General features: G+C 70.9%; 19 protein-coding genes. 18 read left to right on the forward strand and 1 reads right to left on the reverse strand.

The features are described 5' to 3' along the window. Positions 1 to 138: 138 nt before the first annotated feature. The 16 genes from rpsP to IGS69_RS25325 all read left to right on the forward strand — a co-directional run bounded on the left by rpsP (position 139) and on the right by IGS69_RS25325 (position 12,202). A complete protein-coding gene (gene rpsP / locus IGS69_RS25250; RefSeq protein ID WP_190902782.1) occupies positions 139 to 555 on the forward strand; it encodes a 30S ribosomal protein S16 in 417 nt (138 codons plus the stop codon). 2 nt (positions 556 to 557) lie between these two features. Next, positions 558 to 797 (forward strand): RNA-binding protein, encoded by a 240-nt coding sequence (locus IGS69_RS25255; protein ID WP_003973401.1) that lies wholly within the window; start codon positions 558 to 560, stop codon positions 795 to 797. A gap of 82 nt (positions 798 to 879) precedes the next feature. Beyond that, entirely contained in the window at positions 880 to 1,440 is a 561-nt protein-coding gene (gene rimM / locus IGS69_RS25260; protein ID WP_190902783.1) for a ribosome maturation factor RimM, read from the forward strand. Next, positions 1,440 to 2,273, forward strand: coding sequence for a tRNA (guanosine(37)-N1)-methyltransferase TrmD (trmD, locus tag IGS69_RS25265; protein ID WP_190902784.1), 834 nt, complete (start codon positions 1,440 to 1,442; stop codon positions 2,271 to 2,273). The genes rimM and trmD overlap by 1 nt, the downstream gene beginning before the upstream one ends. Before the next feature lie 136 nt (positions 2,274 to 2,409). Beyond that, positions 2,410 to 2,760: a 50S ribosomal protein L19 gene (gene rplS / locus IGS69_RS25270; RefSeq protein ID WP_046727833.1), complete on the forward strand. Its 351-nt coding sequence runs from the start codon at positions 2,410 to 2,412 to the stop codon at positions 2,758 to 2,760. A gap of 45 nt (positions 2,761 to 2,805) precedes the next feature. After that, entirely contained in the window at positions 2,806 to 3,531 is a 726-nt protein-coding gene (gene lepB / locus IGS69_RS25275; RefSeq protein ID WP_190902785.1) for a signal peptidase I, read from the forward strand. Beyond that, a complete protein-coding gene (gene lepB, locus IGS69_RS25280) occupies positions 3,524 to 4,618 on the forward strand; it encodes a signal peptidase I (protein ID WP_190902786.1) in 1,095 nt (364 codons plus the stop codon). The genes lepB (IGS69_RS25275) and lepB (IGS69_RS25280) overlap by 8 nt, the downstream gene beginning before the upstream one ends. Continuing rightward, positions 4,506 to 5,465 (forward strand): signal peptidase I, encoded by a 960-nt coding sequence (gene lepB, locus IGS69_RS25285; protein WP_190902787.1) that lies wholly within the window; start codon positions 4,506 to 4,508, stop codon positions 5,463 to 5,465. The genes lepB (IGS69_RS25280) and lepB (IGS69_RS25285) overlap by 113 nt, the downstream gene beginning before the upstream one ends. 51 nt (positions 5,466 to 5,516) lie before the next feature. Beyond that, positions 5,517 to 6,296: a signal peptidase I gene (gene lepB / locus IGS69_RS25290; protein ID WP_190902788.1), complete on the forward strand. Its 780-nt coding sequence runs from the start codon at positions 5,517 to 5,519 to the stop codon at positions 6,294 to 6,296. After that, on the forward strand, positions 6,286 to 6,810 hold the full coding sequence (locus IGS69_RS25295) for an NUDIX hydrolase (protein ID WP_190902789.1): 525 nt from the start codon (positions 6,286 to 6,288) through the stop codon (positions 6,808 to 6,810). Before lepB (IGS69_RS25290) ends, IGS69_RS25295 begins: the two co-directional genes overlap by 11 nt. Positions 6,811 to 6,866: 56 nt before the next feature. Next, a complete protein-coding gene (locus IGS69_RS25300) occupies positions 6,867 to 7,175 on the forward strand; it encodes a DUF2469 domain-containing protein (protein ID WP_003993268.1) in 309 nt (102 codons plus the stop codon). A gap of 76 nt (positions 7,176 to 7,251) precedes the next feature. Beyond that, positions 7,252 to 7,653, forward strand: coding sequence for a YraN family protein (locus IGS69_RS25305; protein WP_190902790.1), 402 nt, complete (start codon positions 7,252 to 7,254; stop codon positions 7,651 to 7,653). After that, on the forward strand, positions 7,654 to 9,279 hold the full coding sequence (locus tag IGS69_RS25310) for a YifB family Mg chelatase-like AAA ATPase (RefSeq protein ID WP_190902791.1): 1,626 nt from the start codon (positions 7,654 to 7,656) through the stop codon (positions 9,277 to 9,279). Further along, on the forward strand, positions 9,276 to 10,436 hold the full coding sequence (dprA, locus tag IGS69_RS25315) for a DNA-processing protein DprA (RefSeq protein ID WP_190902792.1): 1,161 nt from the start codon (positions 9,276 to 9,278) through the stop codon (positions 10,434 to 10,436). Before IGS69_RS25310 ends, dprA begins: the two co-directional genes overlap by 4 nt. Positions 10,437 to 10,708: 272 nt before the next feature. Beyond that, complete coding sequence (gene whiG / locus IGS69_RS25320; RefSeq protein WP_190902793.1) at positions 10,709 to 11,551, forward strand: RNA polymerase sigma factor WhiG; 843 nt, start codon at positions 10,709 to 10,711, stop codon at positions 11,549 to 11,551. A 93-nt stretch (positions 11,552 to 11,644) separates the two neighbouring features. Continuing rightward, positions 11,645 to 12,202, forward strand: a complete 558-nt coding sequence (locus IGS69_RS25325) for a TetR/AcrR family transcriptional regulator (RefSeq protein ID WP_190904633.1) — start codon at positions 11,645 to 11,647, stop codon at positions 12,200 to 12,202. Positions 12,203 to 12,236: 34 nt separating this feature from the next. Here the strand turns inward: IGS69_RS25325 and IGS69_RS25330 are convergent, their stop codons facing one another. Next, on the reverse strand, positions 12,237 to 12,833 hold the full coding sequence (locus IGS69_RS25330) for a M23 family metallopeptidase (protein ID WP_190902794.1): 597 nt from the start codon (positions 12,831 to 12,833) through the stop codon (positions 12,237 to 12,239). A gap of 273 nt (positions 12,834 to 13,106) precedes the next feature. Here IGS69_RS25330 and rpsB point away from each other — a divergent pair, with 273 nt between their 5' ends. Together rpsB and tsf are read left to right on the forward strand one after the other, a co-directional pair. Then, a complete protein-coding gene (rpsB, locus tag IGS69_RS25335) occupies positions 13,107 to 14,021 on the forward strand; it encodes a 30S ribosomal protein S2 (protein WP_190902795.1) in 915 nt (304 codons plus the stop codon). A 172-nt stretch (positions 14,022 to 14,193) separates the two neighbouring features. Beyond that, positions 14,194 to 15,030: a translation elongation factor Ts gene (gene tsf / locus IGS69_RS25340; RefSeq protein WP_190902796.1), complete on the forward strand. Its 837-nt coding sequence runs from the start codon at positions 14,194 to 14,196 to the stop codon at positions 15,028 to 15,030. Positions 15,031 to 15,055 lie beyond the last annotated feature (25 nt).

The raw sequence follows: 15,055 nt of genomic DNA on the forward strand, positions 1-15,055 counted from the left end.
TGGCTAGCTGTACTCGACAGTCGCACAGGAACCCTCTCGCCTCCGGCTGACGCGTCCATCGGGCACTCGGGTACCGCAAATCCCCACGCGGCATTTCCGCCGTGCCCAATCACGTCAAAACCAGGAGAACCCACTCCCGTGGCAGTCAAGATCAAGCTGAAGCGTCTGGGCAAGATCCGTTCGCCTCACTACCGCATCGTCGTCGCCGACTCCCGTACCCGCCGTGACGGCCGGGCCATCGAGGAGATCGGCAAGTACCACCCGACGTACAACCCGTCGGTGATCGAGGTCGACGCCGAGCGTGTGGCGTACTGGCTCGGTGTCGGCGCCCAGCCGACCGAGCCCGTGATGGCCATCCTCAAGAAGACCGGCGACTGGCAGAAGTTCAAGGGCGAGCCCGCCCCGGCTCCGCTGCTGACGCAGCCGGAGAAGCCCGCGCGCCCGTCGTTCGAGGCCATCGGCGGCGACGACGAGGGCAAGGGTGAGGCGATCACCCAGAAGAAGAAGGCCGAGAAGAAGGACGAGGCCGCCGAGTCCGCTTCGACCGAGGCCTGAGCATGCTCGAGGAGGCTCTCGAGCACCTCGTGAAGGGCATCGTCGACAACCCCGACGATGTGCAGGTCGCCTCGCGCAACCTGCGCCGCGGTCGCGTGCTCGAGGTCCGGGTCCACCCGGACGACCTCGGCAAGGTGATCGGCCGCAACGGCCGCACCGCACGCGCCCTGCGCACCGTCGTGGGCGCCATCGGCGGTCGCGGCGTCCGTGTCGACCTCGTCGACGTGGACCACGTCCGCTGACGCTTATCGCGCAACCGGCTCGGGCCGGGGAAGGCCTGAGGGCCGTCCCCGGCCCGCAGTCGTACGACAGGAGATTGCACACGTGCAGCTGGTAGTCGCACGGATCGGCCGTGCCCATGGCATCAAGGGTGAGGTCACCGTCGAGGTACGGACCGACGAGCCGGAGCTGAGGCTGGGCCCCGGCGCCGTACTCACCACCGATCCCGCCGGCGCGGGACCGCTCACCATCGAGACGGGCCGCGTCCACAGCGGCCGCCTCCTCCTGCGCTTCGAGGGCGTCAGCGACCGCAGCGGCGCCGAGGCCCTGCGCAACACCCTCCTGATCGCCGAGATCGACCCGGAGGAACTGCCCGAGGGCGAGGACGAGTACTACGACCACCAGCTCATGGACCTCGACGTGGTCACCGCGGACGGCACCGAGGTGGGCCGGATCACGGAGATCTCCCATCTGCCCTCGCAGGACCTGTTCATCGTCGAGCGCCCCGACGGCAGCGAGGTGATGATCCCCTTCGTCGAGGAGATCGTCACCGAGATCGACCTCGAGGAGCAGCGGGCCGTCATCAACCCGCCCCCGGGCCTGATCGACGACCGCGCCGAGATCGCCTCCAGCCGGGAAGACGCCCCCGGCGAGGAAGAGTCGTAATGCGCCTCGACGTCGTCACGATCTTCCCCGAGTACCTGGAACCGCTGAACGTCTCCCTCGTCGGCAAGGCACGCGCGCGTGGACAGCTGAACGTGCACGTCCACGACCTGCGTTCCTGGACCCACGACCGGCACAACACCGTCGACGACACTCCGTACGGCGGCGGCCCCGGCATGGTCATGAAGACCGACCCGTGGGGTGAGGCACTGGACTCCGTCCTGGCCGACGGCTACGAGACGGGATCCCGGGCGCCCGCCCTCATCGTCCCCACTCCCAGCGGCCGCCCCTTCACCCAGGAACTCGCCGTCCAGCTCTCCGAGCGGCCCTGGCTGATCTTCACCCCGGCCCGCTACGAGGGCATCGACCGCCGCGTCATCGACGAGTACGCGACCCGGATGCCGGTCTACGAGGTGTCCATCGGCGACTACGTCCTGGCCGGCGGCGAGGCGGCCGTCCTCGTCGTCACGGAAGCCGTGGCGCGGCTGCTGCCCGGCGTCCTGGGCAACGCCGAGTCCCACCGCGACGACTCCTTCGCGCCCGGCGCCATGGCGAGCCTGCTGGAGGGGCCCGTCTACACCAAGCCGCCCGAGTGGCGCGGCCGGGACATCCCCGAGGTGCTGCTCAGCGGCCACCACGGCAAGATCGCCCGCTGGCGCCGCGACGAGGCCCTCAAGCGCACGACCGCCCACCGGCCCGACCTCATCGAGCGGTGCGACCCCAAGGCCTTCGACAAGAAGGACCGAGAGATGCTCTCCATCCTGGGCTGGGCACCCGACCCGGCGGGGGAGCCGTACGGCCGATTTTGGCGCAGGACCGACGGCGTGGAAGAATAGCGAGCTGTTGTGCGTCCGTCCGGCGTGCGCCCCTGCCACAGGGGGAGACGACGTCCGTCCCGACCCGCACACACCTGATCCCGAAACACCTAGTTTCCGTTGATGACCTGTGGCATCAGCGAGGAAAGCAGACGAAATGTCTCACCTGCTCGACACCGTCGACTCCGCGTCGCTGCGCAGCGACGTCCCCGCCTTCCGCCCGGGCGACACCGTCAACGTGCACGTCCGCGTCATCGAGGGCAACCGCTCCCGTGTGCAGCAGTTCAAGGGCGTTGTGATCCGTCGCCAGGGTTCCGGCGTGCGCGAGACCTTCACGGTCCGCAAGGTCTCCTTCTCCGTCGGCGTCGAGCGCACCTTCCCGGTGCACACCCCGATCGTGGAGAAGATCGAGCTCGTCACCCGGGGTGACGTCCGCCGCGCCAAGCTGTACTACCTGCGCGAGCTGCGCGGCAAGGCCGCGAAGATCAAGGAGAAGCGCGAGAACTGAGCGCTCTCCGGGGTTCACGTCGGAGCCGGATAGCATCTGGCTCCGATGGACACCGAAGCACAGCCGACGGAGCGCGACCGCTCCTCCCGCCCTTCCGGCTCCGAGGCCACGACCTCGGAACCCGCAGGGCCGGAGGACCGGTCGCGTTTCGCGTTCGTCTCGCGCCTCGGCGCCCATGTCCCGGGCGGCCGGATCACTCTCACCCTGCTGGTCTGCCTGGTGTTCCTGCTGCTGCTCAGCACGTTCGTGCTGCGCCCGTTCCAGATCCCCAGCGGATCCATGGAGCAGGCATTGAGGATCGGGGACCGGGTTCTCGTAAATAGGTTGGCGTACCGTTTCGGTGCCGCGCCGCAGCGGGGAGACATCGTCGTGTTCGACGGGACCGGGTACTTCGGGCACGCGGACTACGTCAAACGCGTTGTCGGTGTGGGGGGAGACCATGTGGTCTGCTGCGACAGGGAGGGGAGAATCCAGGTGAACGGCCGGCCGGTCGACGAGTCGGGCTTCCTGTACCCCGGCGACAGCCCGTCCACTGTGGCCTTCGACGTCGTCGTGCCCCGCGGCACCCTCTTCGTCCTCGGCGATCACCGCAGCGACTCCAGCGACTCTCGCGACCACCTCGGCTCGCCGGGCGGCGGCATGATCCCCGTCGGCGACGTGATCGGCCGCGCCGACTGGATCATCTGGCCCTTCGGCCACGCCACCGGGCTGCACCGCCCCGACGCCTACGCGCGCGTGCCCGCCGCCGGAAAGGCGGGCGCCCATGGGTAACCGCGGCAAACCGCGCGGCGTCCCTGCCGGCCCCGCGGACAACCTGCTGCCCACCGGCGCCCGGCGCGCCGCCGGTCCGTCCGGCGGCGGCCGTACGCGTGCCGAGCGCCGCAAGCTCCAGCGCAGGGTCAAGCGGCGCCGCAGGCGCAGTGCCGTCAAGGAGATACCGCTCCTCGTAGGCGTCGCCGTCCTGATAGCGCTGGTGCTGAAGACGTTCCTCGTCCAGGCGTTCGTCATCCCGTCCGGCTCCATGGAGCAGACGATCCAGATCGGCGACCGCGTCCTGGTCGACAAGCTCACCCCGTGGTTCGGCTCGAAGCCGCAGCGCGGGGACGTCGTCGTCTTCAAGGACCCCGGCGGCTGGCTCCAGGACGAGCAGCCCACCCCGCAGAAGGCCGACCCCGTCGTCATCAAGCAGGTCAAGGAAGGGCTCACCTTCATCGGCCTGCTGCCGTCCGAGAACGAGAAGGACCTCATCAAGCGGGTCGTCGGCGTCGGCGGCGACCGCGTCAAGTGCTGCGACACGCAGGGACGCGTGACCGTCAACGGCGTCCCCCTGGTCGAGGACTACCTCTACCCCGGCGCCGCACCGTCCGACACCCCGTTCGACATCGCGGTCCCCCAGGGGCGGCTGTGGGTGATGGGCGACCACCGGAACAACTCCGCGGACTCCCGCGCCCACCAGGACACCGACTACGGGGGCACGGTCTCCGAGGACGAGGTGGTGGGCCGCGCCATGGTGATCGCCTGGCCCTTCGGGCACTGGAACATGCTGGAGGAACCGAATACGTACGCCTCCGTGTCCGACTCGGCCCCCGGGTCGACCGCAGCTAACGAACTGTCGCATAGGGTTGCCTCCTACGATTCGAACGAGACGATCCAGCTCCCGACCCCTGCGGAACTCCCGCTCGTTATGGGAGTGGTGGGCCTGCGCCGTGTATGGGGCAGGCGGCGGCACAGAGTGAGGAGTTGGCGTGGGGGATGTGGCGGTTGGCGCACGGTCCGGACACGACGGCGAGGAGCACCGCGGACGCCCCGCGGAATCCGCTGTCCCGGCCGCGGACAGCGCCGTGACCTCCGGGAGTGACTCCGGGGCAGCCGGGGACGACAGGGTGACGGGCGAGCACACGACAGCCGGGGACCAGGGGCCGGGCGGCACGGCCCGGACCCCGAAGAAGCCACGCTCCTTCTGGAAGGAGCTGCCGATCCTGATCGGTATCGCCCTGGTGCTGGCGCTGCTGATCAAGACCTTCCTGGTGCAGGCCTTCTCCATCCCCTCCGACTCGATGCAGAACACCCTCCAGCAGGGTGACCGCGTCCTGGTCGACAAGCTCACCCCCTGGTTCGGCTCCGAGCCCGAGCGCGGCGAGGTCGTCGTCTTCCACGACCCCGGCAACTGGCTCAGGGGCGAGCCGACGCCCGACCCCAACGCGCTGCAGACGTTCCTCAGCTGGATCGGCCTGATGCCGTCGGTGGAGGAGAAGGACCTGATCAAGCGGGTGATCGGGGTCGGCGGCGACACGGTCGAGTGCAAGGGCACCGGCCCGCTGAAGGTTAACGGCAAGGCGCTGAACGAGCCGTACGTCTTCCCCGGCAACACGCCCTGCTCGAACGACGACCAGGGCGGCCAGTTCAAGGTCAAGGTGCCGCAGGGTTACATCTGGGTCATGGGCGACCACCGGCAGAACTCGCGTGACTCGCGCTACAACCAGGGCGAGAAGTACAACGGCATGGTCCCGGTCAAGGAGGTCGTCGGACGCGCCATCGTGAAGGCCTGGCCGATCGACCGCTGGGGCACGCTGCCGGTCCCGGACACCTTCGACCAGCCCGGGCTGAGCGACCAGCAGGCCGCCGCGGGCCTGCCGGCCGCGCCGCAGGGCCTGGCACTGGCCGGTGTGGTGCCGGTGGTGTGGTGGCGTCGCAGGAAGCAGTGATCCCGACCATGGGCTGACCCCGGCCGGTACCCCCCGGTAGGGTGCGGACCCATGGGTGGCGAGAGCATGACGCACACGGCCCCGCGCAGCGGCGGCTCGAGCACGGGCCCGGTGGGCAGCCGGACCGGACAGCGGTTGTCCGGGCTGGCCGTCGCACTGGGCCTCGTGCTGTTCCTGGGCGGATTCGCCTGGGGAGCGGTGGTCTACCGGCCGTACACCGTGCCCACCAGCTCGATGACCCCGACGATCGACGCGGGCGACCGGATCCTGGCGCAGCGCGTCGACGGTGGCGAGGTGCACCGCGGTGACGTCGTCGTCTTCAAGGACGCGACCTGGGCCAACGCGCCGATGGTCAAGCGCGTCGTCGCCATCGGCGGTGACACGGTCTCCTGCTGCCAGGACGGCAAGCTGAAGGTCAACGGCAAGGAGATCGACGAAACGTACCTGCCCCAGGGCACGCCGGCAGAGATGAGCAACTTCCCGACCGTGACCGTGCCCAAGGGCCGGCTGTTCCTGCTCGGTGACGAGCGCGGCAACTCCGTGGACTCCACCGCCCACCTGACCGACGCCGCCAGTGGCACGGTGGCGCGCTCCGCCGTGGACGCCCGTGTCGACTCCGTCGTGTGGCCGATGAAGGGCATGCTGGAGCGCCCCACCGGCTTCGAGCCGCTCGGCGCCCTGTCCTCGCCCGGCCCGCTGCGGACGATCACCCTCCTCGTGATCGCCGGCGGGGTGCTCGTCCTGGGCGGGGGCGCCTACGGGCCCATCGCCAAGCGCACCGGCGCCGCCCGGGCCCGACGGGAGAGCGCGGAGCCCGCAGGTGGCCGCTGAGGCCGCGGGAGCGGGCCAGGACACGTACGAGGGCGGGCTGCGCAAGGTCGCCCGGGTCGTGCTGCTCGATCCGCAGGACCGCATCCTGCTGCTGCACGGGCACGAACCGGACGATCCGGCCGACGACTGGTGGTTCACGCCCGGCGGGGGCGTGGAGGGCGACGAGACCCGTGAAGAGGCCGCCCTGCGGGAACTCGTTGAGGAGACGGGCATCACGGGCGTCGAGCTCGGCCCGGTGCTGTGGCGGCGGAGGTGCTCCTTCCCGTTCGCCGGCCGCCGCTGGGACCAGGACGAGTGGTACTACCTGGCCCGTACGGACCGCACGGCGGTGGCCGCCACCGGGCTGACCGAGCTGGAACGGCGCAGTGTCGCCGGAGCGCGCTGGTGGACGTGTCCGGAACTGAGCCGGGCACATGAGACGGTGTATCCGACCAGACTCGCCGGGCTGCTGCGCACGCTGCTCGACGAAGGTCCCCCGGCCAGGCCAGTGATCCTTGACCCGGAAATCGTCTAGGGGCTCACGGGACTGGCGCACAATGGGGGGATCGCACGGCTGAAGGGGAACATGCCATGAGCGCCGAGGACCTCGAGAAGTACGAGACCGAGATGGAGCTGAAGCTCTACCGGGAGTACCGCGATGTCGTCGGTCTGTTCAAATACGTGATCGAGACCGAGCGGCGCTTCTACCTGACCAATGACTACGAGATGCAGGTGCACTCGGTCCAGGGTGAGGTGTTCTTCGAGGTGTCCATGGCCGACGCCTGGGTGTGGGACATGTACCGGCCGGCGCGGTTCGTGAAGCAGGTCCGGGTGCTCACGTTCAAGGACGTGAACATCGAGGAGCTGAACAAGAGCGATCTGGAGCTGCCGAGCGGCTGAGGTTCCTCGAGTGGGTGACGGAGTTGTCCACAATCGCTGACCCGTCCACCAAGATCCACTTCTTGGGGGCGGGTGCGTGATCGTTGGCGCCGGAGGTGGTGCCGACATGACCGCACAGCTGGCACGCAGTGCCATGGGGAAGTACGGGGAGAGTCTGGCCGCACGGCGGCTGACGGAGGCCGGTCTGACGGTCCTGGAGCGCAACTGGCGCTCCGGCCGCACCGGCGAGATCGACATCGTGGCCACGGACGGGGACGTCCTGGTCGTCTGCGAGGTGAAGACCCGCAGGGAAGGCCCCTTCGAGCATCCGATGGCGGCCGTGACCCCGCAGAAGGCGGAGCGGCTGCGGGACCTGGCCGAGCGGTGGATCCAGACACACGGGGGCGCGCCGCCCGGCGGGGTCCGCATCGACGTGGTCGGGGTGCTGCTGCCGGCCCGCGGCGCCGCCGTGGTCGAGCATGTGCGGGGGGTGGCCTGAATGGCGTTCGCCCGTACGTGTTCGGTGGCGCTGGTCGGCGTCGAGGGCGTGGTCGTCGAGGTCCAGGCCGACCTCGAACCCGGCGTCGCGGCCTTCACGCTGGTCGGACTGCCCGACAAGAGCCTCACGGAGAGCAAGGACCGGGTGCGCGCCGCGGTCGTCAACTCGGGCGCGGCCTGGCCCCAGAAGAAGCTCACGGTCGGCCTGAGCCCCGCCTCGGTGCCGAAGTCCGGCAGCGGCTTCGACCTCGCCATCGCGGCGGCCGTCCTCGGCGCGGCCGAGCGCGTCGACCCCCGGGTCCTCGCCGACATCGTGATGATCGGCGAACTGGGACTCGACGGGCGGGTGCGGCCGGTGCGGGGGGTGCTGCCGGCGGTGCTGGCGGCGGCCGACGCTGGATACGAGCAGGTGGTGGTGCCCGAGTGCGCCGCCGCCGAGGCGTCCCTGGTGCCCGGGGTGTCGGTACTGGGCGTGCGCAGCCTGCGGCAGCTGATCGCCGTCCTGGCGGACGAGCCCGTGCCGGACGAGGAACAGGACGAACAGGGCCGCCCGGACCCGCTCCTCGCCGGACTGCGCGTGCCGGGCACCGGCGCGGCCACGGGGATGCACGGCATCGGCGCCGCCCAGCACGACCACGGTCATGACCTGGCGGACGTTGTCGGGCAGACCTCGGCGCGCACGGCGGTGGAGGTCGCCGCGGCGGGCGGGCACCACCTCTTCCTCGAAGGACCGCCCGGCGCCGGCAAGACCATGCTCGCCGAGCGGCTGCCGGCCATCCTGCCCCGGCTCGGCCGGCAGGAGTCGCTGGAGGTCACCGCGGTCCACTCGGTGGCGGGCCTGCTGCCCCCGGGCAGGCCGCTGATCGACGTCGCGCCCTACTGCGCCCCGCACCACTCGGCCACGATGCAGGCCCTCGTCGGCGGCGGCCAGGGCGTCGCGCGGCCGGGGGCGGTGTCGCTGTCCCATCGCGGGGTGCTGTTCCTCGACGAAACGCCGGAATTCAGCAGCCAGGCGCTCGACGCCCTGCGTCAGCCGCTGGAGGCGGGGCACGTGGTGATCGCCCGCAGTGCGGGAGTCGTGCGCTTCCCGGCGAAGTTCCTCATGGTGCTCGCGGCCAACCCGTGCCCGTGCGGCCGTTTCTCGCAGCGGGACGACCTGTGCGAATGCCCGCCCTCGGCGATCCGCCGCTATCAGGCCAGGCTCTCCGGTCCGCTGCTGGACCGGGTCGACCTGCGCGTCGAGGTGGACCGCGTCACCCGCACCGAGCTGACCGCAGTCGGAGCCAGGGGCGAGTCGACCGCGACGGTCGCCGACCGGGTGCGGGCGGCCCGGGACCGGGCCGTGGAGCGCCTTGCGGGTACCCCCTGGTGCACGAACAGCGAGGTGCCCGGCCGTGAGCTGCGCAACCGCTGGTACGCCGTGCCCGGAGCGATGGACGAGGCCGAACGGAACCTGGAGCGGGGCGTCCTCACGGCCCGCGGCCTCGATCGCGTCCTGCGCGTGGCCTGGACCGTCGCCGACCTCGTCGGCCACGACCGGCCCGACGCCACGGACGTCGCCCTCGCACTCCAGCTGCGCACCGGTGTGCCGCGCGGCGTCCCCATGGCCATCGGGGCGCCGGCATGAGCGCCGCCGGCGATCCGGACGACGAGCTGCTCGGCAGGGTGCTTCTGACCCGGGTCCTCGAGCCCGGTGACGAGGTCGGCGGGCGGTGGGTGCGGCAGTTCGGGGCCGGGGAGGTGGTGCGGAGGCTACGGCAGGGCGGGCCCGCCCTCCCGGGGGCGAGCGGGAAGCGGTGGACCGGGCTCCTGGCCAGGGCGGAGGCCGCCCGGCCGGGCCGCGATCTTCAGGCCGCCCGGGACGCCGGGGTGCGGTTCGTCCCTCCCGGGGACGCGGAGTGGCCGGGGCAGCTCGATGATCTCGGGGACGCCCGGCCTCTCGGGCTGTGGGTGCGCGGCCGGCCCAGTCTGCGGATGTGGGCGCTGAAGTCCGTCGCCGTGGTCGGCGCCCGGGCCTGCACCGAGTACGGGGCCCACATGGCCGCCACCCTCGCCGCCGGCCTGGCCGAGCACGGCTGGGTCGTGGTGTCCGGCGGCGCCTACGGGGTCGACGGCGCCGCCCACCGCGGAGCACTGGGAGCCGGCGGCGCCACCGTCGCCGTCCTCGCCTGCGGCGTCGACCGGCCCTACCCCCGCGGCCACACCCAGCTGATCGGCAGGATCGCCGAACAGGGCCTGGTGATCGGCGAGTTGCCACCCGGCGACCATCCGACGCCGAGCCGGTTCATCCTGCGGAACAGAGTGATCGCGGCCCTCACCCGCGGCACGGTGGTCGTCGAGGCAGCCCACCGCAGCGGCTCCCTGGTCACCGCGCGGGCCGCGCAGCGCCTCGGCCGGCACACGATGGGCGTGCCGGGCCCGGCCACCAGCGGGCTCTCCGCCGGAGTGCACGATCTGCTGCGCGGGGAGGCCGCCCTGGTCACCGACGCCGCGGACGTCGTCGAACTGGTCGGTGACATCGGGCAGCTGGCCCCCGACCGGCGCGGCCCCGTCCTTCCCCGGGACCTGCTGGAACCGGCCGCCCGGCAGGTGCTCGCCGCGCTGCCGGGGCGCGGGGTCGCAGGGCCCGACGAGATCGCGCGCTCCGCACAGACCGCACCGGACGACGCGATCGCGAGACTGTACGAACTCCGAGCACTCGGTTACGTCGAACGACACGGCGACGGCTGGAAGTTGACACGCCAGGCGGTGATGTCGGTCCGCGACGCCAACAGGCCGGGTTGACCGTGTGTGTTCGGCCGTCCGGGGGAACCCCGAGAACCCTTGGAAATGCGCCCAGTTGGGGCCATCCGGTGATCACACCGGGCGATCGCCACGCCCCGCCGGGACGCCCTCAGGAACGCGTCTGCGTCCGCCGCCGCCCCCGCTCTTCGCACACCGCGACACCGCAGTCACGCTACGCTCACGAGGATCCCGACACGGACAGGCAACTCGACATCAGACAGACAGCCCACCCCAGCAGCACCACTTCGCAGCAGAACGGCACAAGGCGACGAATGCCCCAGCACACCTCCGGGTCCGACCGGGCGGCGATCCCCCCAGCCGCCCGTGACGGTGGCAGCGTGCGGCCGCCCGCTCCCTCGACGCTCGACGAGCTGTGGCGGTCGTACAAGGCGACGGGGGACGAGCGGCTGCGGGAGCAGCTGATCCTGCACTACTCGCCGCTCGTGAAGTACGTCGCGGGACGGGTCAGCGTGGGCCTGCCGTCCAACGTCGAGCAGGCGGACTTCGTCTCCTCCGGGGTGTTCGGGCTGATCGACGCGATCGAGAAGTTCGACATCGACCGGGAGATCAAGTTCGAGACGTACGCGATCACCCGGATCCGCGGCGCGATGATCGACGAACTGCGGGCGCTGGACTGGATCCCCCGCTCGGTGCGGCAGAAGGCGCGCAACGTGGAGCGGGCGTACGCCACGCTGGAGGCCCGGCTGCGGCGGACCCCGACCGAGGGCGAGGTGGCCTGCGAGATGGGCATCGCCGTCGAGGAACTGCACGCGGTCTTCAGCCAGTTGTCACTGGCCAACGTGGTGGCTCTGGAGGAACTGCTGCACGGGGGCGGTGAGGGCGGCGACGGGCTCAGCGTCATGGACACGCTGGAGGACACGGCCGCCGACAACCCCGTTGAGGTCGCCGAGGACCGGGAGCTGCGGAGGTTCCTGGCGCGGGCGATCAACACGCTGCCGGAGCGGGAGAAGACCGTGGTCACGCTGTACTACTACGAGGGCCTCACCCTGGCCGAGATCGGGAACGTGCTGGGCGTGACCGAGAGCCGGGTCAGCCAGATCCACACCAAGTCGGTGCTGCAGCTGAGAGCGAAACTGGCGAGCTTCGGCCGCTGACCTGCCCGGATGCCGTCGGGTCGGTGTCAACGACTCCCGTCCGGAGGATTGCGTCCGTAGAGTGTTGACGTGCCAAGGATTCGAGCGGCCTCCGTGGCCGAGCACCGGTCGATGCAGCGAGCCGCCCTGCTGGACGCGGCTCGTTCCTTGTTGTCCGAGGGCGGTACGGAGGCGCTGACCTTCCCGGCCCTCGCCGAGCGGACGGGCCTCGCGCGATCGTCCGTCTACGAGTACTTCCGGTCGCGGGCGGCCGTGGTCGAGGAGCTGTGCGAGGTCGACTTCCCGGTGTGGGCGGCGGACGTGTCGGCGGCGATGGAGCGGGCCGGGACGGCCGAGGCCAAGGTCGAGGCGTATGTGCGGCAGCAGCTGGAACTGGTCGGCGACCGGCGGCACCGGGCCGTGGTCGCGATCTCCGCGAGTGAGCTCGACGCGGGAGCCCGGGAGAAGATCCGGGCGGCGCACGGCGGACTGGTCGCGATGATCGTGGAGGCGCTGGGCGAGCTCGGACACGAACAGCCCCGGCTGGCGGCGATGCTGGTCCAGGGCGTGGTGGACGCGGCCGTGCGCCGGATCGAACTCGGGGCCGCGGAGGACCCCGGGGCGATCACGGACGCGGCGGTGTCGATGGCGCTGCGGGGTGTGCGGGGCTGACGCCGCGGAGGTGTGGCCGCAGGCGGTTCCCCCGCTACGCCAGCGGCAGCAGCCTCGATGGTCCCCTGTGCAGGAGCCACGGCGGCAGGAGCGACAGCGGGTTCATGTAGCTCTCGCCGCGGCGCAGGCCCCAGTGGACGCATGGGGCCGTGCAGTGCGAGCCGTTCGCGTCCACCGTGCCGATCACCTCGCCCGGTTCCACCTCCTCGCCTTCCTCGACCGCGGCCGTCACCGGTTCGTACGTCGTGCGCAGGGGTGGATCGCCCGTACCCGTGAGGTCCACCGAGACAACACCCCTGCCGGCCACCCGGCCCGCGAAGGCGACCCGGCCCCGGGCCACCGCCCGGACGGGCGCGCCCGCCGGTGCCGCCAGATCCACGCCCCGGTGGCCCGGGCCGTAGACCGTCGCCGGGGGCTCCCAGCCCCGCAAGACCGGGGGCCGTGAGCCGACGGGCCAGGCGCGGCCGATGGCCGGCACCGGCACGGTCGGTACGGTGGCCGGCGGGTCGGCGTCGGTCAGGGGCGCACCCGCCGCGAACAGCGTCGGCGGCGGGGCCAGCAGGGCCGTCGCCGTGAAGATCACCAGCAGGATCAGGCGTGCACAGACACGTACACATCGGTTCGCTCGCATGCGGAAAGCGTTCCGGAGTACCGCTGTCGCCGCTCGCGGCTGTGGGTGGGCGCCCGCTTGTGGACAACGGCGTCACCCGGCACCCCACGGGTCCCGTACACTTCTGGTGGCGACCCGAGTCATCGGGTCGACTTCGCACGCCCCGATACGAACCCCGGCAACGGGCCCGTATCAGCGCCCCTCGGTCCCTCGTGGCACGGCGCGCAGCGGGCGTCAGGCGCGGAAGCCGTCCGGCATCCGCGGCACAACCGAGAAATTCAAGGAGATACGGCCATGGCCGTCGTCACGATGCGGGAGCTGCTGGAGAGCGGCGTCCACTTCGGTCACCAGACCCGTCGTTGGAACCCGAAGATGAAGCGCTTCATCTTCACGGAGCGCAACGGCATCTACATCATCGACCTGCTCCAGTCGCTGTCGTACATCGACCGCGCCTTCGAGTTCGTCAAGGAGACCGTCGCCCACGGCGGCACGGTCATGTTCGTCGGCACGAAGAAGCAGGCGCAGGAGGCCATCGCCGAGCAGGCCACCCGCGTCGGCATGCCCTACGTCAACCAGCGCTGGCTGGGCGGCATGCTCACCAACTTCTCGACCGTCTACAAGCGTCTGCAGCGCCTCAAGGAGCTCGAGCAGATCGACTTCGAGGACGTCGCCGCGTCCGGTCTGACCAAGAAAGAGCTTCTCGTGCTCTCGCGCGAGAAGGCCAAGCTGGAGAAGACCCTCGGCGGTATCCGCGAGATGCAGAAGGTGCCCAGCGCCGTCTGGATCGTGGACACCAAGAAGGAGCACATCGCCGTTGGTGAGGCCCGGAAGCTGAACATCCCGGTCGTCGCGATCCTCGACACCAACTGCGACCCCGACGAGGTCGACTACAAGATCCCGGGCAACGACGACGCGATCCGCTCCGTCACCCTGCTCACCCGTGTGATCGCGGACGCGGTCGCCGAGGGCCTCATCGCCCGCTCCGGTGTCGCCACCGAGGGCAAGGGCGACAAGGCCGCGGGCGAGCCGCTGGCCGCGTGGGAGCGCGACCTGCTCGAGGGCGAGAAGAAGGCCGACGAGGCCGCCCCCGCCGCCGAGGCCGCTCCGGCCGCTGAGGCTGCCCCGGCTGCCGAGGCCGCTCCGGCCGCTGAGGCTGCCCCGGCCGCCGAGGCCGAGGGCGAGAAGCCGGCCGAGGCCGAGCAGGCCTGACCCGTCAGTCCGAGTTGACGGCGGGAGCGGCCGTACCCACCAGCGCCTTCGGCGCGGTGGAGTCCGCTCCCGCCGTTGACCCGTAGGTCAGCGGAAGGACAGCGCCTTCCGGCTCCGTGGGCGCATCCGCAGATCTTCGATCTTCCAGACTTCGAGAGAGATTCACAGACTCATGGCGAACTACACCGCCGCCGACGTCAAGAAGCTCCGTGAGCTCACGGGCGCCGGCATGATGGACTGCAAGAAGGCGCTGGACGAGGCCGAGGGCAACGTCGACAAGGCCGTCGAGGCGCTCCGCATCAAGGGCCAGAAGGGCGTCGCCAAGCGCGAGGGCCGCTCCGCCGAGAACGGCGCCGTCGTCTCGATCATCGCCGACGACAACTCCGCCGGCGTCCTCGTCGAGCTGAAGTGCGAGACGGACTTCGTCGCCAAGGGTGACAAGTTCCAGGCCGTGGCCAAGACCATCGCCGAGCACGTCACCAAGACCTCCCCGGCCGACATCGAGGCCCTGCTCGCCTCCGAGATCGAGCCCGGCAAGACCGTCCAGGCCTTCGTCGACGAGGCCAACGCCAACCTCGGCGAGAAGATCGTCCTGGACCGCTTCGCGCAGTTCGCCGACGGCTACGTGACGGCGTACATGCACCGCACGATGCCCGACCTGCCCCCGCAGATCGGTGTCCTCGTCGAGCTGGACAAGCCGAACGCCGAGATCGCCAAGGGCGTCGCCCAGCACATCGCCGCCTTCGCGCCGAAGTACCTCTCCAAGGAGGACGTGCCGGCCGAGGTCGTCGAGTCCGAGCGCCGCGTCGCCGAGGAGACCACCCGCGCCGAGGGCAAGCCCGAGGCCGCCCTGCCGAAGATCGTCGAGGGTCGCCTCAACGGCTTCTTCAAGGACGCCACGCTGCTCGGCCAGCCGTACGCGCTCGACAACAAGAAGTCGGTCCAGAAGGTTCTGGACGAGGCCGGTGTCACCCTGAAGCGCTTCACGCGCATCAAGGTCGGCATCTGAGTCCGTACCGCGATCGACGCCCGAC

The organism is Streptomyces tuirus (genome assembly GCF_014701095.1).
In the GTDB taxonomy this organism is placed as follows: domain Bacteria; phylum Actinomycetota; class Actinomycetes; order Streptomycetales; family Streptomycetaceae; genus Streptomyces; species Streptomyces tuirus.